The 26,407-nt window shown below is 54.8% G+C and carries 25 protein-coding genes and 1 pseudogene; 16 read left to right on the plus strand and 10 right to left on the minus strand.

Annotated features, from left to right (window positions below):
* Positions 1-264: pseudogene (locus tag AC2FNB_RS14645) on the minus strand (nitronate monooxygenase); the annotation flags it as partial.
* Between the two features lie 78 nt (positions 265-342).
* Positions 343-1,002: an SDR family NAD(P)-dependent oxidoreductase gene (locus tag AC2FNB_RS14650; protein WP_496747444.1), complete on the minus strand. Its 660-nt coding sequence runs from the start codon at positions 1,000-1,002 to the stop codon at positions 343-345.
* A gap of 123 nt (positions 1,003-1,125) precedes the next feature.
* Between AC2FNB_RS14650 and AC2FNB_RS14655 the strand changes: the two genes are divergently transcribed.
* Positions 1,126-2,121 (plus strand): NADPH:quinone oxidoreductase family protein, encoded by a 996-nt coding sequence (locus tag AC2FNB_RS14655; protein ID WP_496747445.1) that lies wholly within the window; start codon positions 1,126-1,128, stop codon positions 2,119-2,121.
* Positions 2,122-2,205: 84 nt separating this feature from the next.
* On the opposite strand, the gene AC2FNB_RS14660 is transcribed toward AC2FNB_RS14655, so the two are convergent.
* Positions 2,206-3,576, minus strand: coding sequence for a class II 3-deoxy-7-phosphoheptulonate synthase (locus tag AC2FNB_RS14660; protein WP_480751422.1), 1,371 nt, complete (start codon positions 3,574-3,576; stop codon positions 2,206-2,208).
* Positions 3,577-3,748: 172 nt separating this feature from the next.
* Here AC2FNB_RS14660 and AC2FNB_RS14665 point away from each other — a divergent pair, with 172 nt between their 5' ends.
* Positions 3,749-4,753: a GlxA family transcriptional regulator gene (locus tag AC2FNB_RS14665; RefSeq protein WP_480751424.1), complete on the plus strand. Its 1,005-nt coding sequence runs from the start codon at positions 3,749-3,751 to the stop codon at positions 4,751-4,753.
* Positions 4,754-4,756: 3 nt separating this feature from the next.
* Here the strand turns inward: AC2FNB_RS14665 and AC2FNB_RS14670 are convergent, their stop codons facing one another.
* The gene (locus AC2FNB_RS14670) at positions 4,757-5,854 is read right to left on the minus strand and encodes a PQQ-dependent sugar dehydrogenase (RefSeq protein ID WP_496747448.1); all 1,098 of its coding nucleotides are present in this window, start codon (positions 5,852-5,854) and stop codon (positions 4,757-4,759) included.
* 165 nt (positions 5,855-6,019) lie between these two features.
* Between AC2FNB_RS14670 and AC2FNB_RS14675 the strand changes: the two genes are divergently transcribed.
* The 8 genes from AC2FNB_RS14675 to AC2FNB_RS14710 all read left to right on the plus strand — a co-directional run bounded on the left by AC2FNB_RS14675 (position 6,020) and on the right by AC2FNB_RS14710 (position 12,931).
* Complete coding sequence (locus AC2FNB_RS14675) at positions 6,020-7,201, plus strand: ABC transporter substrate-binding protein (RefSeq protein ID WP_480751427.1); 1,182 nt, start codon at positions 6,020-6,022, stop codon at positions 7,199-7,201.
* Positions 7,202-7,333: 132 nt separating this feature from the next.
* Positions 7,334-8,122 (plus strand): ABC transporter ATP-binding protein, encoded by a 789-nt coding sequence (locus tag AC2FNB_RS14680; protein WP_480751429.1) that lies wholly within the window; start codon positions 7,334-7,336, stop codon positions 8,120-8,122.
* Positions 8,119-8,949 (plus strand): ABC transporter ATP-binding protein, encoded by an 831-nt coding sequence (locus tag AC2FNB_RS14685; RefSeq protein WP_480751431.1) that lies wholly within the window; start codon positions 8,119-8,121, stop codon positions 8,947-8,949. Before AC2FNB_RS14680 ends, AC2FNB_RS14685 begins: the two co-directional genes overlap by 4 nt.
* A gap of 209 nt (positions 8,950-9,158) precedes the next feature.
* Entirely contained in the window at positions 9,159-9,491 is a 333-nt protein-coding gene (locus AC2FNB_RS14690) for a hypothetical protein (protein ID WP_496747451.1), read from the plus strand.
* A gap of 299 nt (positions 9,492-9,790) precedes the next feature.
* On the plus strand, positions 9,791-10,141 hold the full coding sequence (locus AC2FNB_RS14695) for a hypothetical protein (RefSeq protein ID WP_480751435.1): 351 nt from the start codon (positions 9,791-9,793) through the stop codon (positions 10,139-10,141).
* A gap of 116 nt (positions 10,142-10,257) precedes the next feature.
* Positions 10,258-11,268: a branched-chain amino acid ABC transporter permease gene (locus AC2FNB_RS14700; RefSeq protein WP_480751437.1), complete on the plus strand. Its 1,011-nt coding sequence runs from the start codon at positions 10,258-10,260 to the stop codon at positions 11,266-11,268.
* Positions 11,265-12,569, plus strand: coding sequence for a branched-chain amino acid ABC transporter permease (locus AC2FNB_RS14705; RefSeq protein WP_496747454.1), 1,305 nt, complete (start codon positions 11,265-11,267; stop codon positions 12,567-12,569). Before AC2FNB_RS14700 ends, AC2FNB_RS14705 begins: the two co-directional genes overlap by 4 nt.
* Before the next feature lie 113 nt (positions 12,570-12,682).
* Entirely contained in the window at positions 12,683-12,931 is a 249-nt protein-coding gene (locus AC2FNB_RS14710) for a hypothetical protein (RefSeq protein WP_480751439.1), read from the plus strand.
* Positions 12,932-12,989: 58 nt separating this feature from the next.
* On the opposite strand, the gene AC2FNB_RS14715 is transcribed toward AC2FNB_RS14710, so the two are convergent.
* The gene (locus tag AC2FNB_RS14715; protein ID WP_496747457.1) at positions 12,990-14,537 is read right to left on the minus strand and encodes a helicase HerA-like domain-containing protein; all 1,548 of its coding nucleotides are present in this window, start codon (positions 14,535-14,537) and stop codon (positions 12,990-12,992) included.
* Positions 14,538-14,997: 460 nt separating this feature from the next.
* Between AC2FNB_RS14715 and AC2FNB_RS14720 the strand changes: the two genes are divergently transcribed.
* Entirely contained in the window at positions 14,998-15,606 is a 609-nt protein-coding gene (locus AC2FNB_RS14720) for an invasion associated locus B family protein (RefSeq protein WP_496747459.1), read from the plus strand.
* 53 nt (positions 15,607-15,659) lie between these two features.
* Here the strand turns inward: AC2FNB_RS14720 and AC2FNB_RS14725 are convergent, their stop codons facing one another.
* From AC2FNB_RS14725 to AC2FNB_RS14740, 4 genes are read right to left on the minus strand one after another with little or no spacing between them, the layout of a single operon-like run.
* Positions 15,660-16,868: a beta-ketoacyl-[acyl-carrier-protein] synthase family protein gene (locus tag AC2FNB_RS14725; RefSeq protein WP_496747461.1), complete on the minus strand. Its 1,209-nt coding sequence runs from the start codon at positions 16,866-16,868 to the stop codon at positions 15,660-15,662.
* 8 nt (positions 16,869-16,876) lie between these two features.
* A complete protein-coding gene (locus AC2FNB_RS14730) occupies positions 16,877-17,134 on the minus strand; it encodes an acyl carrier protein (protein ID WP_480751443.1) in 258 nt (85 codons plus the stop codon).
* A 32-nt stretch (positions 17,135-17,166) separates the two neighbouring features.
* Positions 17,167-18,258, minus strand: coding sequence for a UDP-3-O-(3-hydroxymyristoyl)glucosamine N-acyltransferase (lpxD, locus tag AC2FNB_RS14735; protein WP_480751445.1), 1,092 nt, complete (start codon positions 18,256-18,258; stop codon positions 17,167-17,169).
* Between the two features lie 36 nt (positions 18,259-18,294).
* Entirely contained in the window at positions 18,295-19,908 is a 1,614-nt protein-coding gene (locus AC2FNB_RS14740) for a L,D-transpeptidase family protein (protein ID WP_496747463.1), read from the minus strand.
* A gap of 365 nt (positions 19,909-20,273) precedes the next feature.
* On the opposite strand from AC2FNB_RS14740, the gene mepK reads away from it, so the two are divergent.
* The gene (mepK, locus tag AC2FNB_RS14745; RefSeq protein ID WP_480751447.1) at positions 20,274-20,843 is read left to right on the plus strand and encodes a peptidoglycan L,D-endopeptidase MepK; all 570 of its coding nucleotides are present in this window, start codon (positions 20,274-20,276) and stop codon (positions 20,841-20,843) included.
* 434 nt (positions 20,844-21,277) lie between these two features.
* Here mepK and AC2FNB_RS14750 read toward each other — a convergent pair whose 3' ends face one another.
* Positions 21,278-22,180, minus strand: a complete 903-nt coding sequence (locus tag AC2FNB_RS14750) for a LysR family transcriptional regulator (protein WP_480751449.1) — start codon at positions 22,178-22,180, stop codon at positions 21,278-21,280.
* A gap of 146 nt (positions 22,181-22,326) precedes the next feature.
* Between AC2FNB_RS14750 and AC2FNB_RS14755 the strand changes: the two genes are divergently transcribed.
* The 4 genes from AC2FNB_RS14755 to speB all read left to right on the plus strand — a co-directional run bounded on the left by AC2FNB_RS14755 (position 22,327) and on the right by speB (position 26,289).
* Complete coding sequence (locus AC2FNB_RS14755; RefSeq protein ID WP_496747466.1) at positions 22,327-23,343, plus strand: TRAP transporter substrate-binding protein; 1,017 nt, start codon at positions 22,327-22,329, stop codon at positions 23,341-23,343.
* A 75-nt stretch (positions 23,344-23,418) separates the two neighbouring features.
* On the plus strand, positions 23,419-24,024 hold the full coding sequence (locus tag AC2FNB_RS14760; RefSeq protein ID WP_480751451.1) for a TRAP transporter small permease: 606 nt from the start codon (positions 23,419-23,421) through the stop codon (positions 24,022-24,024).
* Complete coding sequence (locus AC2FNB_RS14765) at positions 24,021-25,301, plus strand: TRAP transporter large permease (RefSeq protein ID WP_496747468.1); 1,281 nt, start codon at positions 24,021-24,023, stop codon at positions 25,299-25,301. Before AC2FNB_RS14760 ends, AC2FNB_RS14765 begins: the two co-directional genes overlap by 4 nt.
* Positions 25,302-25,323: 22 nt before the next feature.
* Complete coding sequence (speB, locus tag AC2FNB_RS14770) at positions 25,324-26,289, plus strand: agmatinase (RefSeq protein WP_496747470.1); 966 nt, start codon at positions 25,324-25,326, stop codon at positions 26,287-26,289.
* Positions 26,290-26,407: the final 118 nt, after the last annotated feature.

Genomic DNA, 26,407 nt, shown 5'->3' on the forward strand with positions numbered 1-26,407 from the left:
GCAAATCTCCAGATCCCGCTCCAGCCTTTTGTTGGAACGATGCACGATTTGATTGACCGCGAAAGGCGCGGCCGGTCTGTCGGGGTTGGCTTGGTTGTGGCGATCCAGTTCTTCGATGATTTGCTTCAACCAAACGTCCAGCAAAGGAGCTTCTCCCTCAGCCTCACGTGCGTTAAGTGCCGGGAATGATCCGATTATGCCAGCCTTGCACTGGGCAACCACAAGTTCGGGAACGGAAATTATGAACAACGGCGCGCCGATCATGGGTATCCGGAGCCCCCTCAATTGTACTGGCAGATGACCCTCCTTGCGTTTCCAAATCAAATCCTTCATTTTTCGACCTTAAACTTCAACTGCATTTTGCAACCCACTTGTTATCAATGATTTTTCGAAGATTCCTGGAGCGGACTTTACGTTGATACGGCCTGGAACGGGTATGACAGCGCCGGTTACGTAAGCTCCCTTGCCCATCGGCACCTCTCCCAACACCAAGCCAACATCGATGATCCGGGCGGGATCATCTACAAATGCCGATTTCTTGAGCATAGGCAAAAGCCTTTGGGTCAACTCGAACATCCCAGCCGCATTGACGGAGATGTGCTTTTCCCAAAGGTCATACAGAAACTGCCCCAAATGAGCGCCCCATGTTGTGCCTGCATTATTCACTAGAATATCAATGGATTGAACTCTTTCCTTCACTTCTTCACAAAGCATTGCAATGCCATCTCTGGCTCCCACGTCGCTTGCAAAACCGTCTGCCTGCCCGGACGCAACCAATGCGTCGAGTGCCTGTTCCGTGGCCTTGCAGGCCTCACCCTTTCTGGATGCATTCAATACGCTGGCCCCTGCCCGCACAAGCGCTTCTGTAGCCATACGGCCAATTCCCATCGCGCCACCAGTGATGAATGCCGTCTTTCCGTGAAGTGAAAACAGGCTTACGGGCGTCACAGTTTCCTCGATTTCACAGAATTCAGCAAACTTTGGCGCGCAAGTGTTAGGCATCACTTGGTTCTACTGAGATTGCGCCTAAGAATTGCATTTCGACACTTGGTTGACAATCATTCGGGCGCCTCCAAGACTTAACGTCATTTTTCAGGTTCGATACGGTGGAGGGCACGAAAGACCATGAAGGCAATGCTGAGTACCGTTCCGGGCGGGCCGGAAACACTGGAACTCAAGGAATTTCCGGATCCGGACCCCGGCAAGAGCCAGTTGCTGGTGCGCGTTCGTGCTGCCGGTGTGAATTTTCCGGACACTCTCATGATCCGAGACCTCTATCAGCTCAAGCCGCCTCGCCCCTTTGCACCAGGTGGCGAAATCGCGGGCGAAGTGATTGCAGTCGGCGACGCCGTTGAAGGGTTCTCTGTCGGCGACCGCATTCTGGCCCTTACAGGCTTTGGGGGGTTTGCCACGCACCTGGTCATAAAAGCGGAGGCTGCGATCAAGATTCCGGATGAAATGCCTTACGAAGATGCCGCCTGTTTCGTTTTCACTTATGGAACCTCTCATCACGCACTCAAGGACCGTGCTGCGCTTGGTGTGGATGAGACGCTGCTCATCCTGGGAGCAGCGGGCGGTGTCGGAGCGGCAGCCATCGAACTTGGCAAGGCGGTGGGTGCACGTGTCATCGCTGCCGTCTCATCTGAGGAGAAGGCGGCGTTCTGCCGCCAGATTGGCGCAGACGAAACGCTGATCTATCCACTGGAATTGGACAAGGAGGCGCAAAAGGCACTTTCGACGGAAATCAAGCGTCTGGCAGACGGTGAGGGCGTTGACGTTGTTTACGACGCAGTAGGCGGCGGCTATGCCGAGCCGGCCTTGCGCGCGATGGCATGGAAAGGGCGCTATCTGGTAATTGGTTTTCCTGCGGGTATTCCCAGCATTCCATTGAATCTGCCGCTGCTCAAAGGAGTTTCAATCATTGGCGTATTCTGGGGCGCATCAGTGTTTCGCGAACCACAAAGGCATGCACAAAACATGTGTGATCTGTTGCACCTCTATTCTGAAGGGAAGATCAAACCAAAAATCAGCGCTCGAATACCTTTGGATCAGGCCGGGAAGGCATTGGAACTGATGCAGAATCGTAAAGTGTTGGGGAAGGTCGTCATCACAATGGACTGAGCGGCCCATGGGCAAAACCGGCCGATTTGAGCTCAAAAGAAAACGGCAGGCAGGAAGCCCGCCGTTTCCATTGACTATAGTATTTTAACTGGCAGCGCGCTTGTTCCGGTCGCGGCGCAGATTTGTCAGTTCCTCCGCCACAAGGAAGGCCAATTCCAGTGACTGGCTGGCATTCAGGCGCGGGTCGCAGGCTGTGTGATAGCGATCCGAGAGGTCCTCTTCGGTGACAGCCCGAACACCGCCAATGCATTCGGTGACATCGAGACCGGTCATCTCAAAATGTACGCCACCGGGAATGGTGCCTTCGGATTGATGAACACCAAAGAAATCCCGTACTTCGCGCAGAACCGCTTCGAACGGGCGAGTCTTGTAGCCGGTCGCCGACTTGATCGTGTTGCCGTGCATCGGGTCGCAGACCCATGTCACCTTGGCGCCTTCTTCTTTCACAGCTTTGATCAATCGCGGAAGATGTTCACCCGCCTTACCGGCGCCGAAGCGTGCGATCAGTGTTAGTCGACCCTCTTCGTTGTCGGAGTTCAGCTTTGACATCAGCACTTTGAGATCCTCGGCAGTCGTGGTCGGGCCGCATTTCAACCCGATTGGGTTCAATACGCCGCGGCAGAATTCCACATGCGCGCCGTCGGGTTGGCGAGTGCGGTCGCCGATCCAAATCATGTGGCCGGAACCCGCCAACCAGTTACCAGATGTCGAGTCGAGACGTGTCAGTGCCTCTTCATATTCCAACAACAGGCTTTCGTGGCTGGTATAGAACTCCACGGTCGAGAATTCATGGGTGGTGTCGGCGGTTATTCCGGCGGCCTCCATGAAGTCGATCGTGTCCTGAATGCGATCCGCAATCTCGGAGTACTTCTGAACATCCTGATCGTCGGTGAATCCCAAAGTCCAGGAATGCACGCGGCTCATGTCAGCAAACCCGCCCGTCGAAAATGCACGTAGTAGGTTCAGCGTGGCCGCTGCCTGAGTAAAGGCCTGCAGCATCTTTTCCGGGTTCGGAATGCGTGCTTCGGGTGTGAAGGCCAATTCGTTGATGATATCACCACGATAGCTGGGCAGTTCAACACCATCGACAACTTCGGTCGGCGCACTGCGTGGTTTGGCGAACTGTCCGGCCATCCGCCCCACCTTGATAACCGGGACCTTGGCGCCATAAGTCAGCACCATCGCCATTTGCAGCATGACCTTGAAAGTGTCACGGATAGCATCGGCACTGAATTGCTCAAAGCTTTCGGCGCAATCGCCGCCCTGAAGCAAAAAGGCTTCGCCACGTCCCGCAGCACCGAGATGTTGTTTCAGACGCCGCGCCTCGCCGGCGAAAACCAGCGGCGGATATTTGGAAAGCTGCGCCTCAACCTTGGCCAGTGCGGCCGGGTCGGTATAGTCGGGCATCTGAACCCGCGGCTTGCTGCGCCAGTTCGATTTTTGCCACTCGGTCATAGCTTGGTTCTCCGCTGAGGTATTTCAGGGGGCCTCTATACAAAAAGCCGAAACAAGTGACCATATCTCTTTTGCGCCTCTTGACGACGCAAACAAGCTCTGAGCATGTTGGCTGCCATATTCGCAAGAACTCGTCATACGTGCGAAACATCGGAATCAAGGACAGTCCGCAATGCAAGAGCAACGCCAAGTTGTCGAAGTGGAAAACACGCCGGCCAAACCGCGCCGCTATATCTTTGTGTTGCTGGACAAGTTTTCGATGCTGTCGTTTGCGTCGGCGCTGGACAGCCTGCGCATTGCAAATCGGATGGCGGACAAGGCACTATATGTCTGGCAATTGGTAGGTGAAGGCGGTGAGGTTGCATTGTGTTCGGCGGGCACATCCTTCAATCTGGACGATGATCTGGGCGATCTGAATCGGGAAGACGTGGTTTTGGTCTGCGGCGGCGTGGAAATCCAGAAAGCGGCAACCAAAAAGATGCTGAACTGGCTTCGGCGCGAAGCGCGCAAGGGGATACGCATCGGGGGCCTGTGTACCGGTGCCCACGTTCTTGCAAAAGCGGGTCTTTTGGACGGCAAACGCGCCACGATCCACTGGGAAAACGCGGACAGTTTTACCGAAGAGTTCGAGAATGTCGAGCTGACGAAATCCGTGTTTCTGGTCGACGGCAACCGGATGACGACCGCTGGCGGTACGTCGTCTATCGACCTGATGTTGAAACTGATTGCCGATGATTTCGGAGAGGAACTGGCCAACGCCGTGGCGGATCAGATGATCTATTCCTCGATCCGCACCGATCAGGACACGCAACGCCTGTCCACCCCAACCCGGATCGGTGTGCGCCACCCGAAACTGAGCCAGGTTATCCAGATGATGGAAAAGAACATCGAGGAGCCGATTTCACCCTCGGTTTTGGCGCGGGATGTCGGCATGTCGACACGCCAGCTGGAACGCTTGTTTCGCCGTTACCTGAACCGTTCGCCCAAACGGTATTACATGGAGTTGCGCCTGCAAAAGGCGCGCAACCTGCTGATGCAGACCGATATGAGCGTGATTAACGTGGCGCTGGCCTGCGGATTTGCCAGCCCGTCGCATTTCTCCAAATGCTACCGGGCGCACTACAACACGACGCCGTATCGCGAGCGGGGAACCCACGCGTCGCGATTGTCGATCTGAGGATCAGTCGGACGACATTCGATAAACTGCCCCCTGTCCAACTGAGATGAACCAGATCGACCCATCCGATGACTCGACGATATCGCGAACCCGATTGGTCTGAGGGCCTTTGATCTGCTCGACTTCTCGCAGCGGGTTTCCAGCCAGTCGTGAGATATAGTCGAACTTCAGCGAACCAACGAAAATACTACCCTTCCACTCGGGCCAGAGCTTTCCGGAATAGACCATCAAGCCTGACGGGGCGATGGATGGGTCCCAATAGAACGCGGGCTGCTCCAGCCCTGCCTTTGCGCTGCCTTCACCAATTTTAGCACCGGAATAATGCGTGCCATAGGAAATCACCGGCCAGCCATAGTTCGCGCCTTTCCTGATTAGATTCACCTCATCACCGCCCTTGGCGCCATGCTCGGACGTCCACAGGTTGCCCTGCAAATCTAGCCCGGCACCCTGCGGGTTGCGATGCCCATAAGTCCAGATCTCGGAGCGTATGCCGGGATTTCCGATAAACGGATTGTCATTCGGAACTGACCCGTCTCTATTTATTCGGATGATCGACCCATTGTGGTTCGAGCGGTCCTGGGCCGAGGGGCGGTCACCTCGTTCGCCCAACGTGACAAACAGTGTTCCGTCTGCTGCCTCAACGACACGGCTGCCAAAATGCCGCCCGCCACTGGCTCCGGGCGCTGCTTCGAAAATCGTGCGCACATCGGTCAGTGACTGGCCGTCCTCACTAAGTCTTGCAACCGCCAGCGCGGTCCCTGCTCCATCTTTCTGGGGCTTGGAATAAGTCAGGAGTATCTCGTGCGTTTCGGCGAAGTCCCGTGGAATGGTGACATCCAGCAAACCACCTTGCCCTGATGCAAATACCTTGGGCACGCCCTTTATCGGCATCATCTTTTGATCTTTCGCATAAACAAGACTGCCGTCACGCTCGGTCACGAGCACTCCGCCATCGGGCAAAAGGCCAATAGCCCAAGGCGTATCCAGCCCGGAAATCGCTTTGGTCGTAACTACGGCTCCGACGCTTGTATTCAGCGAGTCGGCATTGGCCTCCGAGAACGGCCACACGAATAAGAGAATCAACATTGAAAGCCGCAGCATATCGACCTCCGATCTCAGGGAAATGGGTGCGAAATTCCATCAAACCTTATGAAATCAAATAGGTTACGCCCAGCAAAAGCACAATTTCGTTAGGACTTTTCTTTTCACCACAGCTTGCCTAGGGTCTCTTCCAGAACGATCACGTTCCAACAAGGGAGTAACCTTATGAAAAAGCTGCTAACTGCTACCGCAGCAACTGCACTTATGGCCGGCGCGGCAATGGCCGAAGACGTTAAGATCGGTGTCATCCTAGGCTTTACAGGGCCTATCGAATCATTGACGCCCTCAATGGCCGATGGCGCTGAACTGGCAATGAAGGAAGTTACCGACAGTGGCCTTCTGCTGGACGGAGCAACCGTAACCTCCGTACGTGCCGACTCGACTTGCGTCGACGCAGGCGCCGCGACAGCCGCGGCAGAACGTCTGGTCACTTCAGACAAAGTCGACGGCATCATGGGTGCGGACTGCTCCGGTGTGACTGGTGCGATTCTGTCAAACGTCGCGGTTCCGAATGGTATCGTCATGATCTCTCCCTCGGCGACCTCGCCGGCATTGTCGGACGCGGAAGACAACGGTCTGTTTTTCCGCACCGCACCGTCCGATGCGCGCCAAGGCCAGGTCATGACAGATATCCTGTTGGAAGAAGGCATAAACAATGTTGCGTTGACCTACACCAACAACGACTATGGCAAAGGTCTGGCCGACAGCTTCCAGCAAGCGTTCGAAGCGGCTGGCGGAACGGTTACCATCTCGGCAGCGCATGAAGACGGTAAGGCGGACTATGCCGCCGAAGTCGGCGCACTCGCCGCTGCAGGTGGCGATCGCTTGGTCGTGGCCGGTTATGTTGACCAAGGTGGCTCGGGCATCGTGCGTGCAGCCATCGACTCGGGTGCATTCGATACATTCCATTTTCCCGACGGGATGATCGGCGCCAAGCTGGAAGAAAACTTCGGCGACGAGATCGACGGATCGACCGGTCAACATCCGGGCACCGACAGCCCCGGTGTTGCCAAATATGAGGAACTGGTAGCAGGCGCGTTCGATGCGACCTCGCCCTTCACTCCTGAAGCTTATGATTCCGCTGCGCTGATCATGCTGGCGATGCAAGCGGCGGGTTCCAAGGATTCGTCGGTGTACAAAGAGCACGTTCTGAATGTTGCAAATGCACCGGGTGAAAAAATCTATCCTGGTGAACTGGCGAAAGCGCTTCAGATCATCAAGGATGGTGGCGACGTCGATTATGTCGGTGCAACAGCAGTTGAACTGATTGGACCCGGCGAAAGTGCAGGCAACTATCGCCAGATCGTCCTTGACGGCGGTAAGATCACTACCGCCAAGTACCGCTGATCTTGCGGATCATTTGAACAGTGAACAGCCCGGGCCTTGTACCCGGGCTGTTTCAATGACAAAAGACCGCACCTCTTACGGGGATGGGGCAACAAACAACAGGGCCGCAAGATACTGCGGCTAGGGGAAAACATGATCGTCGTCGAGGACGTGCACAAGCACTTCGGTGGTTTCCACGCGGTGGACGGAGCATCGCTGGAAATCGAAAAAGGCTCTATAACCGGGCTGATTGGCCCGAACGGGGCGGGAAAGACCACTCTTTTCAATGTTATTGCCGGTGTGTTGCCGCCAACAAGCGGCAAGGTCACGATGGATGGCGAGGATATTACCGGTCTGCCCCCGCATGAGTTGTTCCACAAGGGATTACTGCGCACCTTTCAGATCGCACATGAGTTCTCTTCGATGAGCTGCCGAGAAAACCTGATGATGGTTCCTGGAGGCCAATCGGGTGAAACCCTTTGGAACACCTGGTTTGGACGCAAGCGGATCGCGGACGAGGAGCGCGCCTTGCGCGCAAAGGCTGACGAGGTGCTGGAGTTTCTGACCATCGAGCACCTGGCGGACCACAAGGCCGGGCAGGTTTCGGGTGGACAGAAAAAGCTGCTGGAGCTTGGCCGCACCATGATGGTTGACGCCAAGATCGTATTTCTCGACGAAGTAGGCGCCGGTGTGAACCGGACACTTCTGAATACCATTGGCGACGCGATCGTGCGCCTGAATAAGGAACGCAACTATACATTTGTGGTGATCGAACACGACATGGATTTCATCGGGCGGCTTTGCGATCCGGTGATTTGCATGGCCGAAGGAAAAGTTTTGGCCGAGGGTACGCTGGAAGAGATCAAGGCCAATGAACACGTAATCGAGGCCTACCTCGGCACCGGTTTGAAGAACAAGGACAAACTGGAGGCCGGTGCATGAGTGACAATCCCTATCATGAGGATCGTGGAAACAAAGATGCATCGATTACCAACTCGAAAGGTGTTGGATCCATGACCCCGGCTCACCGGCACAGCGGACCGACTTCCAAGGTCGGTGGCGGCCCGTTTCTCATAGGCGACATGATGACGGGCGGTTATGGAAAGGGTCCTGATATCCTGCATGATTGCACCATCGCGGTCGACAAGGGAGAGATCGCGGTCATTGTCGGCCCGAACGGAGCTGGCAAGTCAACCGCCATGAAAGCGGTGTTTGGAATGCTTGACGTACGTTCTGGTACAGTTCGGCTGGATGGCGAGGACATTACCCAACTCACCCCGCAGGACCGAGTGGTCAAGGGTATGGGATTTGTTCCGCAAACCTCGAACATCTTCACGTCGATGACGGTGGAAGAGAATCTGGAAATGGGCGCTTTCATCCGCACTGATGATTTCACGGACACGATGGAGCAGGTTTACGACCTGTTTCCGATCCTGAAAGAAAAGCGCCATCAGGCGGCCGGAGAACTCTCGGGAGGCCAGCGTCAGCAGGTGGCAGTCGGTCGTGCCCTGATGACCAAACCCAAGGTGTTGATGCTGGATGAGCCCACCGCGGGTGTCTCTCCGATCGTGATGGATGAGTTGTTCGACCGAATTATCGAGGTCAGCCGAACCGGATTGCCCATTCTGATGGTCGAGCAGAATGCGCGACAAGCATTGGAAATCGCCGATAAAGGTTATGTGCTGGTGCAAGGCCGGAATGCTTATACCGGAACCGGCCAGGAGCTTTTGGCGGACCCCGAAGTAAGGAAATCCTTCCTCGGCGGGTAAGCGTTCGCTTTGTTTGATGTATCGCCATTCAAGTCTCTCTTTGGCCCAAAAAGCGGATTAATTCTGCCGTAATCCTTTTCTACGCGAGAGTATGCCGCCGGGGTCAAGTCGGTCGGCAGGTTAAGCTCGGAAAGACCTCGATACGTCCAATTCTCGAGACTTTAGTAACGGTCATTCAGAGTTGTTCAGCTCACAAAAAAGAGAAACGAATGAAAACCACAGCGACGCTTTCTGCCGCCTTTGTATTTTGTGCAACTATGGGGGCAGCCCAGGATCAGCATTTTCTATGCATATCTGAAATCGACGGATCGGAAATGATGTTGGTTAAACCCGCATCCGGAAACGATGGCGAAATGAAAAGCCAGAACATAAATGGTCCCGCAAAGGTTTTTCCGGGACTCGGCAACGTTACATTCATGTATGCTGACGAGAATACTGTCGTGACCCTGTTCGTCAAACATGCGGATTTGACATATAATCTCTCCATGCGGCGCCCAACAATCTCCAGCGACCGCGGACAGTGCGAGGCGGTTGCCTCCTAAGATTTTGCTCTCGAAGAACGCACCCTGAAAGATTCCGAGTGTTCCCTTTATCCTAGTTGCCCACGGATTGTTTTCCTGTTGCGAGGAGCGACAGGAAAACATTAGATTTTAATCAGTTACCCTGTTTTTTCACATCGAATAAAGCGTTCGTGACCACGTCACGTTTACCACTTTTCGGTCACATTTCCTTCCTACGTCACTTTAGATTGGTTGCCAGTGCCAAGGCGAAAATCAGGTTTCAGATGCAGCCAGGGTCAGTTCGGGTTTTGGCGACATCTTCAAGCGATGAAAGGCGAGTTATGAAATACCTACCCCTGTTAGCTGCTTCGATTCTGTTTCCAAACTATGGATTTGCCCTAAGCGACTCTCTTGGTGGAGCGGATTTCGTTGTCAATTGCGTTTCGGATCGAACCGGTGGCGCAGTGACGCTCGCTAGGTCCGGAGAGTCAAAGCAGGGTTTCATCATTACCGAGGAAATCCAGGGCGAAGCTACAATTCACTCGGGCCTCAATTCGCTGACATTTCTACATATCATGGGCAAGGACGTCGTCACTTTTGTCGTCAATTTTGACAGCCTGACCTTTGATCTGACGGTAAATGGTCCCCATGCAAATCAGGATCAGGGCCAGTGTGAGGATCCTTTCGGATAATTCCTACCCACTCCAGTCTGAGTGCATGAGAATTACGTTGAAAAAGAGGGGACAAGCTGTTGTACGTCCCCTAATTGCCGTGCCATAAAACCGCACCCAGACTGTGAGAAGGACCAATGGATCTACTCAACGCGCTCGTTGCGCTTTCAAACTTTGTCATCGTGCCTGCGGTAGCCTACGGCAGCCAGTTGGCGCTTGGGGCGCTTGGGGTCACTCTGATCTACGGAATCCTGCGGTTTTCCAACTTCGCCCATGGAGACACAATGGCGTTCGGCACGATGATTGCCGTGCTCGTGACGTGGTGGTTGCAAAGCATCGGCGTCGCCTTAGGACCGTTGCCCACCGCTCTGCTGGCCCTACCCGTTGCCATTCTCGGATGCATGGTGCTTTTGCTGATCACGGACAAACTGGTCTATCAGTTCTACCGTGAACAAAAGGCCAAGCCAGTGATCCTCGTGATCGTGTCGATGGGCGTCATGTTCATCATGAACGGTCTCGTCCGGTTCATCATCGGACCAAACGACCAGAATTTCCTGGACGGCGAAAGGTTTCTGATTTCAGCTCGGGACTTCAAGCAATTGACCGGCCTCAACGAAGGTCTGGCCATCAGGACAACTCAGGGCATCACGGTAGTGGTCGCCGTGATTGCGGTCGTTCTGCTGTTCTGGTTTTTGAACAAGACACGTACCGGCAAGTCCATGCGCGCCTATTCAGACAACGAGGATCTGGCCTTGTTGTCCGGGATCAACCCCGAGCGTGTGGTCATGTATACGTGGCTGATCGTTGCTGCTTTGGCCACAACCGCCGGTGTTCTTTATGGCCTCGACAAAAGTTTCAAGCCTTTCGTGTACTTCCAACTGCTTTTGCCAATCTTCGCCTCGGCTATTGTCGGAGGCTTGGGCAACCCTCTGGGCGCGATCGCGGGCGGATTTATCATCGCATTTTCCGAGGTGACGATCACTTATGCATGGAAGAAAGTGCTGTCCTATCTCACCCCAGAAGGGCTTGAGCCTTCGGGACTCGTTCAGCTTTTGTCGACCGACTACAAATTCGCAGTCAGTTTCGTGATCCTGCTGATCGTGCTGTTGTTCAAACCTACCGGGCTGTTCAAGGGGAAAGCGGTATGAGCGAACCCGTAAAAAACACTCTTTTTTTCTTTCTGGTTGCAGGGTTGATTCTATTGACCGGCGTGATGCAAAGCTGGAACTCAGCGGTGCTGATCCTGAACATGGGTCTGATCTCCGCTATCATGGCGATCGGAGTGAACCTGCAATGGGGTTTTGCCGGCCTCTTCAATGTTGGTATCATGGGATTTGTCGCACTCGGCGGACTTGCGGTTGTCCTGATTTCAACTGACCCGACACCGGGCGCATGGAGCGCAGGCGGAGCCGGGATTGTTCTTGCGTTGATTCTGGGCGCGCTAACCGTTGCCGCGGGCGTATTCATCACTAGAAAAATGCCAAAGGGCAAGGCACGTTCCCTGACCGTTGTCGCTATTCTTGTGATAGGCTTCATTGCCTACCGGGCCGTATTTGATCCTAACGTCGCCGCAGTCGAAGCAATAAATCCGGCTGCGGCGGGCAATATCGGCGGCCTCAGCCTTCCAGTATTGCTGGCTTGGCCAGCGGGCGGGCTGCTAGCGGCAGGCGCAGCCTGGCTGATTGGCAAGACCGCGCTGGGCTTGCGGTCCGACTATCTGGCGATTGCCACGCTTGGTATTGCGGAAATCATCATCGCCGTCCTCAAAAACGAAGACTGGCTCGCTCGCGGCGTAAAGAATGTGATCGGTCTTCCGCGCCCGGTCCCGTATGAGATCGATCTTCAAAATGATCCGGGATTTGTTGAACAAGCGGTGGGGTTTGGGCTTGATCCGGTGACCGCATCGACGCTCTACGTCAAACTGGGCTATTCCATCTTGTTTCTTGGCGTTTTGCTGGTTCTTCTGTGGATGGCCCAAATGGCCCTCAAAAGCCCGTGGGGCCGGATGATGCGCGCCATTCGCGATAACGAGGTCGCCGCCGAAGCGATGGGCAAGGCCGTCACCCGTCGCCACTTGCAAATTTTTGTTCTGGGTTCGGCAATCTGCGGTATTGCCGGCGCGATGATGACAACGCTTGACGGGCAGTTGACACCTGGCACCTATCAGCCGCTTCGCTTTACTTTCCTGATCTGGGTGATGGTGATCGTGGGTGGATCGGGCAACAATTTTGGCGCGGTTCTTGGCGCCATGCTGATCTGGTTCCTTTGGGTGCAGGTCGAACCGATTGGCCTATGGGTCATGCAGGTTATCACGTCCGGTCTGCCTGAAGGCAGTGGTCTGAGAGAACACCTTATCGACAGCGCGGCACATATGCGGCTGCTGACAATGGGGGTTATCCTGCTACTGGTTCTCAGGTTCAGCCCAAGGGGGCTGATCCCGGAACACTAATTTTAGGGAACGGCTTTGGCATGATTTCACGAGCCGTTCGCAAAATTGCCTCACAAAAGACCCACCCTGGATCCTATCGGAGAGGATCTGAAGTCCAAATGATAAGGAACGAAATGAAACCTGTCCGCTCGACAATCGCAATCTCAGCGATTTCACTGATCTTGACCGCCTGTTCCATCGATCCGCGTGCGCACGAATCCGACCCGGTCAAGGTCACCACATCCAAGGGTGTTGTTACCTGCCAACTCTACAAACATAACCAAGTACTCTGGGACCGTGCGATCGATGCACCCGCTGGCATGTCTATCCAAGAGGCCGACAACTATTGCATTGCCGAGGGCAACCGCCGTCTCAAAGGTTAGTCGCAATATGCTGATTATGAAAAGGCGGTGTGACCCGACCACCGCCTTTTTCCTTCGATCACCGCCCTTTGAACAGACTTCCCAAAATTCCACGAACTATCCGGCGGCCCGTCGTGCCTTTCATCTCTTTAATCACCGCTTCGGTCAGGGCCGAGGTAAAGGTGTCCTTTCTCCGAGGTGTTTGAATCCGAGCCGACGACCGGCTGACTCGTTTTCCGGAATAACGTCGCGCTGCGGAAAACTCACGGGCGGTGGCATTTTCTGTCTCGGCTTCAGTTTCTGCCTGTTCAGCTTCTTTAGCGGCGATTTTCGAGCGTTTGGCTAACATTTCATAGGCAGAATTTCGGTCGATCAAAGTGTCGTATTTTCCCGCCATATCAGAGGTCGCCATAATCTCGGCTCGCTCCTTGCCGTTGATAGGCCCCAGTTGAGACCCAGGAGGTCGGATCAGCGTGCGTTCGACCATTCCCGGCACGCCCCTTTTCTGAAGCATCGATGTAACCGCCTCGCCGACACCAACTTCTCGAATGGCTGTTTCCGTTTCGAAGGTGGGGTTTTCTCGATAGGTTTCTGCAGCCATGCGAAGGTTTTTTCGGTCTTTGGCCGTAAATGCCCGTAATGCGTGTTGGACGCGGTTTCCAAGCTGACCAAGGATATCTTCGGGAATGTCGGCCGGATTCTGGCTGACGAAGTACACACCGACGCCCTTGGACCGGATCAGGCGTGCGACCTGTTCGACCTTGTCCACAAGAACTTTTGGCGCATCGTCAAACAGCAGATGTGCTTCGTCGAAGAAAAAAACAAGTTTCGGTTTTTCCGGGTCACCCACCTCGGGCAACTCTTCAAACAGTTCACTCAAAAGCCATAACAAGAACGTCGTATAAAGCCGGGGCGCCGCCATCAGCTTGTCCGAGGCGAGGACGTTGACCACACCTTTTCCGGTTGAATTGGTTCTCATCAAGTCGGCGAGTTGAAGTGCCGGCTCTCCAAACAGCCTTGTACCGCCCTGATTGTCGAGAACCAGAATCCGACGCTGAATGGCGCCAACAGAAGCTGGAGAGATGTTGCCGTATCGCAAGGAAAGCTCCGACCGGTTTTCGCCGATCCACACAAGCAAAGCTTGCAGGTCTTTCAGATCGAGCAACGGCATGCCCTCTTCGTCGGCCAAGCGAAACGCGATGTTCAGGATACCTTCCTGCGCTTCGGTCAGCTCCATTAATCTGGATAGCAGGAGAGGGCCCATTTCAGTCACAGTGGTTCGGACTGGATGTCCCTGTTCGCCGAAAAGATCCCAGAACGTAACGGGGCAAGCCTCATAGGCGAAGCCGCCGTAACCGATGCGCTCGGCCCGTTCCGTGAATGCGTGATGTAATTGGTGATCCTGTGACCCTGCCTTTGCCAGTCCCGAAAGATCACCCTTCACATCTGTCAGAAAGACAGGCACGCCAGCTGCAGAAAAACCCTCGGCAAGGATCTGTAACGTCACTGTTTTTCCGGTTCCTGTCGCCCCGGCGATCAGGCCGTGACGATTGGCGTATTTCAATGACAATTCTTGCGGCAGCTCATAGTTTTTTCCTGCTCCGCCCAGAAAAATCGTTTCACTCATTCGACTTATGCCTCAATCCTGTGCCAATACAGCGTCAGCATACAAAGTTAACCTTTGACTGCGATAGTTTTTTCGTCGCCGGTCCACGTCGGATGTGGCGGCGGTTTTCCTCCCTGTTGACTGGTCGTGCCCTCGGGCACGGCTCTTTTCTTGAACATGACAAGTATTCCCCTGATTTCACGCGCTTATTTGCGTCCAAAAAAATGTTGGGTTACCTGTTGACCCGTGGCCCCCGCTCTCGTAACGTCTGCGACATAACTAAGTCGGCCAGTCCGGCGGGGAGACAAATTGGAAAAGGGAGCCCAAATATCGGCTCCCTTTTTTTGGCCCGAATGCATTCAGATCATGCTCCCGGCGGTTTCCTGACCAGTATACGTTCAGATCCTCCAATTCCCACTGACACCGCGCAATGGGCGTGATAGGGATGGCCAAAACCGTAACTAAATTGAGTGAGGCATTCATGATCAAAACGCTAACGCCACTGGCGGCTATCGCAATCGCCATGTGGGCGGGTATCGCCACTGCGCAAGACACCAGCTCCGATTCAGAGAGTACTAGTGAACAAACGGGAAATGAGTCGCTTGATCTTGGCCAGCCGGTTAATACCGAGCCGCAGTTGGGTCAGCGATATCCGACTGAAAAGTTCGGCGACTGGGACATGGCCTGCATCAAGACCCAAGCCGAAAAAGACCCCTGTTCGCTTCTGCAAATCCTAAATGGACCCCAAGGCAGCCCGATGGCAGAGGTGTCCCTGTTCCGCCTGCCCGAAGGCCAGGTTGCCGTTGCGGGCGCTACCGTGGTGGTTCCACTTGAAACCCTTTTGACCGCCCAAGTGACTATCTCGATTGATGGGGCGCCGGGCAAGCGGTACGAATACTCCTTTTGCAGCCCGGTGGGGTGCATCGCCAGGATTGGCTTGACCCAAGCGGATATCGACGCAATGAAAAAGGGATCCAAGGCTACGATTTCATTGGTCCCTGCCCCAGCACCCGATCAAGTTATTTCGCTGGACTTGTCGCTTAACGGCTTCACGGCGGGCTTTGACGCCGTCGAAGTTGTTCCGAACTAAGATCGGATATGTTTCTGGAATGGTCACCGAACAAAGTTTTCGGTGGCCATTTTTCAGACTTTGCGTAGCGCCAGTACCGCGTTCATCCCGCCAAAGGCAAACGCGTTGGAAAGGGCCACGTCGACCTTTGCTTCGCGCGCCACGTTTGGAACCACATCCAAAGCGCATTCCGGATCAGGTTCCTCGTACCCGATTGTTGGCGCTATGATCCCGTCGCGCAGCGCCATGATGCAGGCCAAAAGCTCCACCGCCCCCGTACCCCCGATCAGGTGTCCATGCATGGATTTGGTTGACGAAATCATCAAACTGTCCGCCTGACGACCAAAAACGTCTGCCACTGCGGCACATTCGGTTTTGTCGTTTGCGGCGGTTCCGGTACCGTGCGCGTTGATATATCCAACGTCGCTTGCGTTAATACGGGCATCTGCCAGCGCCCCAGCCATAGCGCGCGCTGCCCCGTGCTTGCTGGGCATGACGATATCTGCGGCGTCTGACGACATTGCAAAACCAATTACCTCTGCCAGAACGTCGGCCCCTCGTGCTTTTGCGCGGTCGTAGTCTTCGAAAACAAAGATGCCGGCCCCTTCGCCTTGCACCATTCCGTTCCGGTTCGCACTGAACGGACGGCAGGCATCCTTGGACATGACGCGCAAGCCCTCCCAGGCCTTTACCCCCCCAAAGCACAGCATTGATTCAGATCCACCCGTCACCATGGCCGGTGCTGCACCGCTGCGTACCATCTGAAACGCCAACGCCATTGCATGATTGGACGATGCGCAGGCTGTCGACACGGTGAAACTCGGCCCCTTGATGTTGTATTCCATGGACACATGGCTGGCAGCGGCATTGTTCATAAGCTTTGGCACAACAAACGGATGTACGCGATTCTTGCCGTCTTCATAGACTGAGCGGTAGTTGTCGTCCCAAGTGGACACACCACCACCTGCAGTTCCCAATACAACACCGGACCGATGGGCGGTGTCGCCATGGAATTCGATCCCAGATTGTTCGATGGCCTCTTTCGCCGCGGTCAGAGTAAATTGAGTGAAACGGTCATATAGCGTCATTTGCTGTCGGTTGAACCGGCCCTCGGTATCAAATCCGCGCACCTGACCACCGATCTTGATCGCCAGACGATTTACGTCGCGAAAATCCAATTCCCCAATGCCGCAGCGCCCTTCGCGCATGGCTTCGAGAGTTTCAGAGACCGAGTGCCCCAACGAATTGATAGTGCCAGCCCCGGTAATGACGACGCGCTTCATAACCGTCGTCAAACCTTTTCCGCGATCAGTTTTTCGATGCCCGAAATGATTGCAGCGACATTCGAGATATCAAAATCTCCGGCCGTCGGTTCGTTTGCATTAAACGGGATCGAAATGTCGAACTCTTCCTCGATGGCAAAGATGCTTTCGACCAATCCAAGGCTGTCGATGCCCAAATCTTCAAGGGTGCTCTCGGGCGACACATCCGATGGCTCCAGCACGGCCTGCTCTGCAATGATCGCGATGACGCGGTTGCTGATGCTCATATCAATCCCCTGATTGTCGCTTTGCGGGTGATTTAATCGCTCTCAGGCTGTTTGAAAACCGCCTTTTTCAGTGCCTCAACGTCACGGGCCATGCGAGGCAATCTGCGCTGCGCTTTATAAATCTCGGTATGTGTTTCCATTTTGATGCCAGGATAACCCATAATCACGCGGCCTGCGGGAACGTTCGACAGAATTTTAGTCCCCCCACCCGAGATCACCCGGTCTCCAATAAAAATGTTGTCGACAACACCGGTCTGACCGCCAAGAACGACGTTGTTACCAATCTCGACCGAACCGGAAACACCAGTTTGCCCGCACAACAGGCAGTCGTTTCCGACCCGCGTATTGTGCCCGACGTGAACAAGATTGTCCAACTTGGAACCGTTTCCTATTCGCGTATTCCGAATGGTTCCGTTGTCGATCGTACTATTGGCCCCCACCTCAACATCATCTCCGATCTCAACTGCGCCCAGAGAATGAATGCGCAGCCAACCCTGCGCCTTTGCGTCTCCCTGATCGCCCATGGTTTTACGGACATTTTCGACGCCTGACACTTCAGGAGTGACAAAACTGAACCCGTCGCCACCGATCCGTGCACCAGGTTGCGCAATGAACCGGTCGCCGATCACGGCTCGGGCACCGATGCTGACCATTTCCCGCAACAACGCATCTTTGCCCAATGTAGCATCCATTCCGATCGTACAGTGCGGGCCAATCACCGATCCAGCGCCAATGCGCGCACGGGGTCCGATAACACTTAATGGTCCGATCGAAACATCATGACCGATTTCAGCGGTTGGATCGACGACGGCAGACAGGTGAATTCCAGGCTGAACGCCCTGTCCCCGATCCATCATCGCCGTCACACCGGCCATTGCCATGCGCGGTCGCGGCGCAAAAATGGCTGCATCAAGCCCCAGGGATTTCCAATCGGCCCCGGGCCACAGGATCGCCACTCGCGCACCACCCTGCCCCAGGGCATCAGCGTATTTCGGCGACATCGCCAAGGCCAGATCGGTCGGTCCCGCTTCAGCCGGCTCAGCAGCGCGCAAAATCGTGAGGTCAGTATTCCCCTCAGCCTCGACACCGAGGGCCGTTGCGATCTGTTTGACAGTGAATTGCATTTGCGGCTCCGGTAAAAGGTCTGTGCGCCCCCGTCCTTACCCCTGAACCGCTGGCAGGACCACCCCCGCATTGCTTAATGCGTCCCAGACCTTTTTATCGCGATCATAAACATCGCGGCGATATTGGACCTCGCCCTTCGTGCCAACATAGGCCGTACGATAGATCAGGTGGACCGGAACCGGTTTGTCCAGTGGAACAGTGGTCTCGCGGCCGGTTCTAAGAACCCTATGGAAATAGTCCCTGGGGTCTTTTTCCTGAAGAGACAGCAGCGCATATGCGAATCCGAATGGGTCCGCCAACCGAATGCACCCATGAGAAAACGCCCGAATTTCCCGCGAAAACAAGCTTTTCTGCGGTGTGTCATGCAAATAGATGTTGTGCTTGTTGGGGAACATGAACTTCACCAACCCCAGTGCATTTCCTTTACCGGGTGGCTGGCGCATTGCAAACGGAAAGCTCCCAGAGGAAAACTGACTGAAGTCGACGGCCTCTCGATCAACCCGCCGCCCCCGTGAATCGGTGATTTCCAAGTGCCCTGCTGCGTTCGGATTAGCGCGCAGTTGTGGTAGATACTCTTTGGTCGCGATGGAACGGGGAACATGCCAGCTTGGATTGATGACCATATGTTCCATCTGATCCGAAAACTCGGGACTGCGGCGATCATGAGTGTTTTTGCCTATAACGGCCCGCGTTTCAAAGGTCACTCGGCCATCATCCACGATTTTGGCGGAAAAATCGGTCTGGTTCACCAGAATGTGCCGGTCCCCCCGATCGCGCGGCAGCCATCGCTCGCGTTCAAGCGCAACTATCACGGATTTCAACCGATCCGCCACGGAAACGTTTATCTCGGCAATAGTGCCTGGCCCGGCAACGCCATCCTGTTCCAACCCGTGCGCAGCCTGGAACTTCATCACCGCTGACCGAAGCCTGTTGTCATAGCTGGGGCTTGCGCTGGGCTTCATGTATCCCATGGCGACTAGACGGTTGCGCAACGCGATGACTGTCGTACCTGTATCACCCAATTCCACCTTCTGAACGGGAACGGTTGCCCCCCAACCGCCTGCCAAAAGCTGATCTTCGAGGTAAATTTTGTGTTTCAGCAATGTAAGATACTGAAACGAGTGGGGCGCGAGTGTGGTGAAATATGTTTCCGGATTCGCAGTCAGCACTTCGTTCAAAAAATCGGTCGCCGGTCGCCGCGGAACTGAACGGGCTATACCGGGATCAATCGAAGATGGTTTCAGAAGGCCGGACTGAACGTCCCGTGCGTAAGTAACGAATGTACGCGTCAATTCCGCTTCGACCAATCCTATGTCGCGTGACGATTTGGCCTCGCGCATTTTTCGGATAGTCTCGTCTACCCGATATCGATCAACTGGCAACCCATGCGTTTCTGCCCGGCTCAATGCCTGAATCAACGCAACGCGCCTAGCTTGGGAGGAGGCATCTTCGCCGGTCCAGATCGGTTGATAGTCGTTTTCGCGGTAAAACGCTCCAACTCCACCCTGTGATCCGACGGATTCGGCCACTGCTTGCTTGAATGCAAACGATTGTGCCTGCGCAGGAACTCCCCCTAGCAGTGACACTCCAGATATGGCGATCACGGTTGCAATGACATAGGCGGATCGTTGCCGAATGGAATGGGTCATGTGTCTCGTCTTGGTCATTGAAATACGTTTCTGCTGCGGTTAGCCAATCGAGTTTCTTAAAAACTGAAGGCAAATGTCCATTCACAAATGTGAAAAACGACGTCATGAAATATCAGTTGATGCTGGATTGCATCGCCCTGCCCGGCCTGCACTTAGTCCGAAATCTCAGTAATAAAATAGGCGTTACGCGTCAATTGCGCAAAATCTTGCCGAAAATTCCCCCTTACTTGCCCCAAAACCAATCAATTCTTGGCTCGCGAATCCGGCTGTGGCATACATCTGGCACCTGGGGATGGTAACAAAAACTGACAAAAGCGCGCGTAACATCGTGCGCGGGCAGGAATAAGTACGGGACGACGCAGTAAATGACAGAATTGAGCTCGACGGGCTTGTCGCGACGCGCATTACTAGGTGCATTCGCAGCAACATTAGTATCAGCAGCACCAACTTTTTCCAACGCAGCGGGCTTTCTTCGTGGTGGGGGCGACATACGGCGCGTGCGCATGTATTCCGGCCGCACCGGCGAACGCCTTGATATGATTTATTGGGTGGATGGTGACTATGTCAAAGACGCTGTTGCCGAGATAAATCACTTTATGCGCGACTGGCGAACTGATCAGATAAAACCGATGGATCTACGAACCATCGACATCATGGCCGCTGCTCACAATCTGCTGGACGTCAACGAGCCCTATATGTTGCTTTCAGGTTATCGTAGCCCTCAAACCAATGCCATGCTCCGCTCCCGCTCCCGCGGTGTTGCCAAGAATTCTCTGCACATGAAAGGTCAGGCTGCCGACTTGCGCCTAGCTTCACGATCGGTTAGCCAGATGGCTAGTGCCGCCGCGGCGTGTCAGGCAGGCGGCGTTGGAAAATACAGCCGCTCCAATTTTGTACACATGGATTGCGGCGTCGTTCGCACCTGGCGTGGATAATACCCATAAAGCCTGTTCTTGCTATTGTATTGCCTCCAACTATTGGGTTGGGGGCATTGTTTTATCCGAGCTTCTCCAAAGGGTTGCTCTATACTGGAAACTGGTCGGCTCAGACCGCCTGAGAAATACAGTTGCTAGTTTCGCAAGAACCAAGCACCGAGGTGGAAGAAATCATATGGCAAGTCCTCTGATCTTTTACTGCCGTGAACATCCGCTATTAAAAGCTGCAGAGCAGCATTAGAGCAATGGGCTGAGAGTTCGCAAAGGGCCGCTCCTGAAGGTGGTGCGCCACTGTGGCACTGCGGATGCTGCTCTGCCTCCGAGGTCGGCAGTGAGCCCATTGGTACAATTGCTGCGTTTTCTGCTAATGTACTCTTACCACAGCAAGGAAGACATCAAATTACGACGTCAGAAGAGTCCAGATAAGTTTCAGTTTAGTGATACTGATTGCCTTCTCCGCAGTAAGTGGCCACATCCTCGACAAAAAGTTCAACTGAGCGCCTGTGTACGCTAGTAGACCGGGTCGCAAGATAGAATGTCGACGTCCAGTTCAGCCGGTCGGGTGCGACGGCTCTAAGCTTGTCGTGATATTCCATACTTGTTGCGAAATGCACCGGCAGAGCCCCCAGATAGTGCCCGGTTTCGATCAATACTGCCATCGCCTCCATATTCGCAACGACCGCCCGCATATCGGTTGGTTTCAATTCGGGAGATACGAACACGTCGTAAGATCGCTGGCAAATTTCATACATTGCAATATCTTCCGGACCAATTTTCGTATCCGGCACAGCAAACAGCGGATGGTCGCGCCCACAATACAATTGGTGCTCTTCGTCACACAGCTTGGTGTAGCGCAGTTCCGGCACCTGATTACGAAAAGGAGCGATGGCTACGTGCAAATCGCCCGAGATCAACCTTTGCGTCAATTCGATCGGTGAAGCGACAACTATTTCCAGCCTGACTTCGTTGGGACGGTTCAGAAATCGTTTCAGCGATCTGGTCAGATGCAAATCCGTCAACGTGTTAACCGCATCGACGATGCCAATCCGCAAATCGCCCGTCACAGCGTCGCGCAACTCCAGCAACTCAGCATCGAAATCTCGGACACTGCGTAAGATCTCACGTGCCTTGTGATAGGCGATCTCGCCACGTTCGGTCAGTCGGAACCCGCCCCTTCCCCGCTCGCAAACCCGATAACCAAGAGAATCTTCCAGATCACGGATTCGGATGCTGATCGCCGATTGGGTGATCCCCAATGCATATTGTGCATCGGTGAATCCATCGCATTCAACGACCGTCACAAAGGTTTCGAGAAGAGTATTTCTGAACAGTTTCAATGACGTCAACTTCCGCGATTCTCAGGCTCATCATTACATCAATTTTTTTCATGTGAACATAAGCAACATGATATTTTTTTGTGTAATTTTCTGTGCTGTGCTGGACCCAACCTGAACACCAAAAGGGATCAAGGGAGGAACCCAGCATGACCTTTACTCTACGGAAAATGCGAACGACGGCAGCGGCAACCCTGCTCAGCCTCGCACCGCTCAGTGCGCTGGCAGAAGACTGGAAATTCGCGATCGAAGAAATTCCGGGCTCGATCATGGACGCCTATGCGCAGGAGTTCAAATCGCGCATTGAGGCGGCCACCAATGGAGAAGTGACCGTCACCGTCTATCCGATGGGCACGCTTGGCACACCGACCGAAACGGTCGAACAGGCCGCCGATGGCGTCATCCAGTTCACCAATGTTTCAATCGGCAACCTGGGTACCGTGGTGCCGGAAAGCCAAGTCTTCCTGCTGCCCTATCTACTGCCGTCCGATCCGGCAGCGATCTCTAAAATCCTCAGCAGCTCGGAAACCATCTATGGCCCGATGAACGACGATTTCCGCAAGCGTGGTCTGGAAGTTTTGACCATGTATTCCGAGGGTCCGCAGGTCTGGACCACCAACCGTGAGATCCGCACACCCGAAGATTTCGACAACTTCAAAATGCGTGTGATGGTTTCGCCTATTCTGGTGGAAACCTATAACAACATGGGCGCCAGCCCGACTCCGCTACCGTTCGGCGAAGTGTTCGGTGCGCTGCAACTGGGTGCTATCGACGGTCAGGTCAATCCGATCCCGACCATCGAAGAGATGAAGTTCTACGAAGTCACCAGCCACCTGATCTGGGCCGGAGAGCAAGAGCTGGTCACCACAGTCGTGGCCGGATCGGACTGGTTCGAGACCCTCAGTCCCGACCGTCAGCAACTGGTGCGTGACACCATGGGCGACATGACCGGCTTCATCGACGGCGTTGTCACCGATTTCAACCAGCAACGTCTGGACATCATCAAGAAAGCCAAGCCTGATATCGGGCTGGTCGTTCTGACCGAAGAAGAACGTGATGTCTTCCGCGGGCGCAGCACCGGTACTTCGGCGGCTTACGTCGAAGCCGTCGGTCCCCGCGGTCAAGAACTGCTGGATGCACTGCAGGCCGAACTGACCGGCAACTGATACCTACTCAATCCACTCACTCAAAACTACCTCACGCGCCTTGCGCGTGAGGCTTCAAAAAAAGGGGAGGATATCATGCAAAGCGGCACTGCAACTCCCTTCGGCTTTTTGGGAAAGATCGACGCTGTCATCGGACGGATCGAAGTCTGGATCCTGGGCTGGGGAATCATCCTGATGGCCGTGAACACCATCGCCAATGTCTTTGGCCGCTACGTGTTCAACCAGTCCATCTATTTCTCGGAGGAACTGAACGAGTTCCTGATCGTGATCGTCACCTTCATGGGGCTGGGCTATGCCACCCGCAAAGGCATCCACATTCGCATGTCGGCGATCTATGACGCCCTGCCAATCAAGATGCGCAAGGGCCTGATGGTTGTGATTGCCGCCACCACCGCTGTCGTCATGGCCGTTCTAGCCTGGTACGCGCTGGAATATGTACAGAAAGTCGCCTCACGCGGGCGGATCACCCCGGCGCTGCAACTTCCGCTGTATCTGACCTATGTCTGGGTCGTCATCGGCCTGGCGCTGGCGGCGTTCCAGTATCTGCTGACCGCGATCCGCAACCTGAATTTCGCGGAAGAAGAGGTCTATGTCTCGTACCTGGAAGTTGACAGCTACGAAGACCCGGAAACCGCAGCCGCGATCAAGAAATTCGAAGACTCCACGGAGGCAGACAAATGACCGAGTTGATGCTGGCCGTCATGATCGTCCTGCTGCTGGCAGGGTTTCCGATGAAAATGCCGCTGATCTCGGCGGCGGTGCTGGGGTTCCTTGTCTATTTCCCCACCATGAACATGCAAATCCTGATCCAACAAATGATCGGAGGGGTCAAACCCGCAGCGCTGATCGCGGTGCCGATGTTCATTCTGGCGGCCGATATCATCACACGCGGCCATTCCGCCAACCGATTGATCGATCTTGTGATGAGTTTCATGGGCCATATCAAGGGCGGTCTGGCGATTTCTGTCACCTCGGCCTGTGCGCTGTTTGGCGCGGTCTGTGGCTCGACCCAGGCGACCGTGGTGGCCATCGGTGGAGCGATGCGGCCCCGGATGCTGAAATCAGGCTACAGCGACAGTTTCTCGATCGGCTTGATCGTGAATGCGGCCGACCTCGCCTATCTGATCCCACCCTCCATCGGCATGATCATCTATGGCGTTGTTTCGGGCACCTCGATCTCACAATTGTTCATCGCCGGCATCCTGCCGGGGCTGCTGATCGTGGTCCTGTTCTCGGCCTATTGCATGCACTACGCCTATCGCCATGATATCCCTGTATTGCCGCGTGAAGGTTGGGGGCAGCGGTTCGCCGCACTGCGCAGATCGCTTTGGCCGATGGGCTTCCCCGCCATCATCGTCGGCGGCATCTATGGTGGTGTCTTCTCGCCCACCGAAGCTGCAGCAATCTGTGTGCTTTATGCGGTCATCCTCGAAGTAGTGATTTTCCGCTCAATCAAGGTGAAAGACCTGTTCGACATCGCGCTGTCCACCGGAGCCATCACCTCGGTCGTATTCATTTTGATTGCGGCAGGGGCTGCGTTTAGCTGGACACTCAGTTTCGCTCAGGTGCCGCAAACCATCATCGCCGCGCTGGGTCTGGAAAGCGCCAGTCCGCTGATGGTGCTGCTAGCGATCAACATAGCGTTCTTCGTCGGCTGCATGTTTGTGGACTCGATTGTAGTGATCCTGATCCTGGTTCCGATCTTCGCTCCCATGATCAAAGCTAGCGGTCTGGACCCTGTTCTGGTCGGGGTACTGATCACGCTTCAGGTTGCAATCGGCGCAGCGACGCCACCCTTCGGCTGCAACCTGTTCACCGCTATTGCAGTCTTCCGGCGGCCTTTCGTCGAAGTGGTGCGCGGTGTACCCCCATTCCTGATTATCCTGCTGATCGTGAGCGGCCTGCTGATCGCCTTCCCTCAAATCGCCCTGTTCCTTCCGGAACTGGCCTATCGTTAATGCACTAAGAAACGGAGAAATCATGTCTGAACATGGTTATGAATCTGGTCGTCTGAATTTACCTTTTGTCGGCATCTCGACATTTGGCAAGAAACCCTATGTCCAAAACTGGGACGAGATCGACGCGGATGTGGCGATCCTTGGTGCGCCTTTCGATTTCGGCTGCCAATTCCGCTCGGGCGCACGCTTTGGTCCGCGCTCGGTGCGAGAGGCATCGACCCTGTTCAGTTTTGGACACGCAGGTGCCTATGACCACGAGGATGACGCCACCTATCTGGGCAGTGACGTGCGCATCGTCGATCTGGGCGATGCCGACATCATCCACACCAAGACCGAGGAAAGCCACGCCAACATCGAATACGGCGTCAAGAAAATCCTCGACGCGGGCGCGATCCCAGTCACAATCGGCGGCGACCATTCGGTTAACATCCCCTGCATCAACGCCTATGCCGAGGATTGCGAAAAACACGGCCCGATCCACGTGATCCAGATCGACGCGCACCTGGACTTTGTCGATGAACGCCACGGCGTCACCGTCGGCCATGGCAACCCAATGCGTCGCGCGATCGAAAAAGACTATGTCTCGGGCATGACCCAGCTGGGCATCCGCAATGTATCTTCGACCGCAAAAGAGGGCTATGACGATGCGCGCGCGCGCGGTTCGGACATTCTGTCAGTCCGACAGGTGCGCAAGCTGGGCACCCAAGGCGTTCTGGACCGTATCCCAGAGGGTGTCCGCTACTACGTCACCATCGACATCGACGCCTTCTGCCCTTCTATTGCACCGGGCACCGGCACTCCCAGCCATGGTGGTTTCCAATACTATGATGTCTTGGAGATTTTACAGGGACTTTCTAAACGCGGAGACGTTGTCGGCATTGATTTGGTCGAAGTCGCTCCGGCCTACGATCCAGCCGAAAGCACGCAAATCCTGGCGGCGCAGCTGCTGCTGAATTTCATCGGTTTTATCTTTCATAATAAGATGTAGGTTTCCTGGCTCTGATGATGTGACCGCCCCCCGACGGCATCATTGTGCCAAGGTGGGTCTGCAACGATCCACAAAGGAGAGCGGTCATGTCAGAGATTATCACGGTCGGGCTCGATCT

The sequence above is a fragment of the Ruegeria sp. BHSB058 genome, assembly GCF_059613285.1.

Excerpts from the sequence above, each read along its gene's own strand:
- AC2FNB_RS14650 (WP_496747444.1), bottom strand. The coding sequence starts at position 1,002 with ATGCCTAACACTTGCGCGCCAAAGTTTGCTGAATTCTGTGAAATCGAG.
- AC2FNB_RS14655 (WP_496747445.1), top strand. The coding sequence starts at position 1,126 with ATGAAGGCAATGCTGAGTACCGTTCCGGGCGGGCCGGAAACACTGGAA.
- AC2FNB_RS14660 (WP_480751422.1), bottom strand. The coding sequence starts at position 3,576 with ATGACCGAGTGGCAAAAATCGAACTGGCGCAGCAAGCCGCGGGTTCAG.
- AC2FNB_RS14665 (WP_480751424.1), top strand. The coding sequence starts at position 3,749 with ATGCAAGAGCAACGCCAAGTTGTCGAAGTGGAAAACACGCCGGCCAAA.
- AC2FNB_RS14670 (WP_496747448.1), bottom strand. The coding sequence starts at position 5,854 with ATGCTGCGGCTTTCAATGTTGATTCTCTTATTCGTGTGGCCGTTCTCG.
- AC2FNB_RS14675 (WP_480751427.1), top strand. The coding sequence starts at position 6,020 with ATGAAAAAGCTGCTAACTGCTACCGCAGCAACTGCACTTATGGCCGGC.
- AC2FNB_RS14680 (WP_480751429.1), top strand. The coding sequence starts at position 7,334 with ATGATCGTCGTCGAGGACGTGCACAAGCACTTCGGTGGTTTCCACGCG.
- AC2FNB_RS14685 (WP_480751431.1), top strand. The coding sequence starts at position 8,119 with ATGAGTGACAATCCCTATCATGAGGATCGTGGAAACAAAGATGCATCG.
- AC2FNB_RS14690 (WP_496747451.1), top strand. The coding sequence starts at position 9,159 with ATGAAAACCACAGCGACGCTTTCTGCCGCCTTTGTATTTTGTGCAACT.
- AC2FNB_RS14695 (WP_480751435.1), top strand. The coding sequence starts at position 9,791 with ATGAAATACCTACCCCTGTTAGCTGCTTCGATTCTGTTTCCAAACTAT.
- AC2FNB_RS14700 (WP_480751437.1), top strand. The coding sequence starts at position 10,258 with ATGGATCTACTCAACGCGCTCGTTGCGCTTTCAAACTTTGTCATCGTG.
- AC2FNB_RS14705 (WP_496747454.1), top strand. The coding sequence starts at position 11,265 with ATGAGCGAACCCGTAAAAAACACTCTTTTTTTCTTTCTGGTTGCAGGG.
- AC2FNB_RS14710 (WP_480751439.1), top strand. The coding sequence starts at position 12,683 with ATGAAACCTGTCCGCTCGACAATCGCAATCTCAGCGATTTCACTGATC.
- AC2FNB_RS14715 (WP_496747457.1), bottom strand. The coding sequence starts at position 14,537 with ATGAGTGAAACGATTTTTCTGGGCGGAGCAGGAAAAAACTATGAGCTG.
- AC2FNB_RS14720 (WP_496747459.1), top strand. The coding sequence starts at position 14,998 with ATGATCAAAACGCTAACGCCACTGGCGGCTATCGCAATCGCCATGTGG.
- AC2FNB_RS14725 (WP_496747461.1), bottom strand. The coding sequence starts at position 16,868 with ATGAAGCGCGTCGTCATTACCGGGGCTGGCACTATCAATTCGTTGGGG.
- AC2FNB_RS14730 (WP_480751443.1), bottom strand. The coding sequence starts at position 17,134 with ATGAGCATCAGCAACCGCGTCATCGCGATCATTGCAGAGCAGGCCGTG.
- lpxD (WP_480751445.1), bottom strand. The coding sequence starts at position 18,258 with ATGCAATTCACTGTCAAACAGATCGCAACGGCCCTCGGTGTCGAGGCT.
- AC2FNB_RS14740 (WP_496747463.1), bottom strand. The coding sequence starts at position 19,908 with ATGACCCATTCCATTCGGCAACGATCCGCCTATGTCATTGCAACCGTG.
- mepK (WP_480751447.1), top strand. The coding sequence starts at position 20,274 with ATGACAGAATTGAGCTCGACGGGCTTGTCGCGACGCGCATTACTAGGT.
- AC2FNB_RS14755 (WP_496747466.1), top strand. The coding sequence starts at position 22,327 with ATGACCTTTACTCTACGGAAAATGCGAACGACGGCAGCGGCAACCCTG.
- AC2FNB_RS14760 (WP_480751451.1), top strand. The coding sequence starts at position 23,419 with ATGCAAAGCGGCACTGCAACTCCCTTCGGCTTTTTGGGAAAGATCGAC.
- AC2FNB_RS14765 (WP_496747468.1), top strand. The coding sequence starts at position 24,021 with ATGACCGAGTTGATGCTGGCCGTCATGATCGTCCTGCTGCTGGCAGGG.
- speB (WP_496747470.1), top strand. The coding sequence starts at position 25,324 with ATGTCTGAACATGGTTATGAATCTGGTCGTCTGAATTTACCTTTTGTC.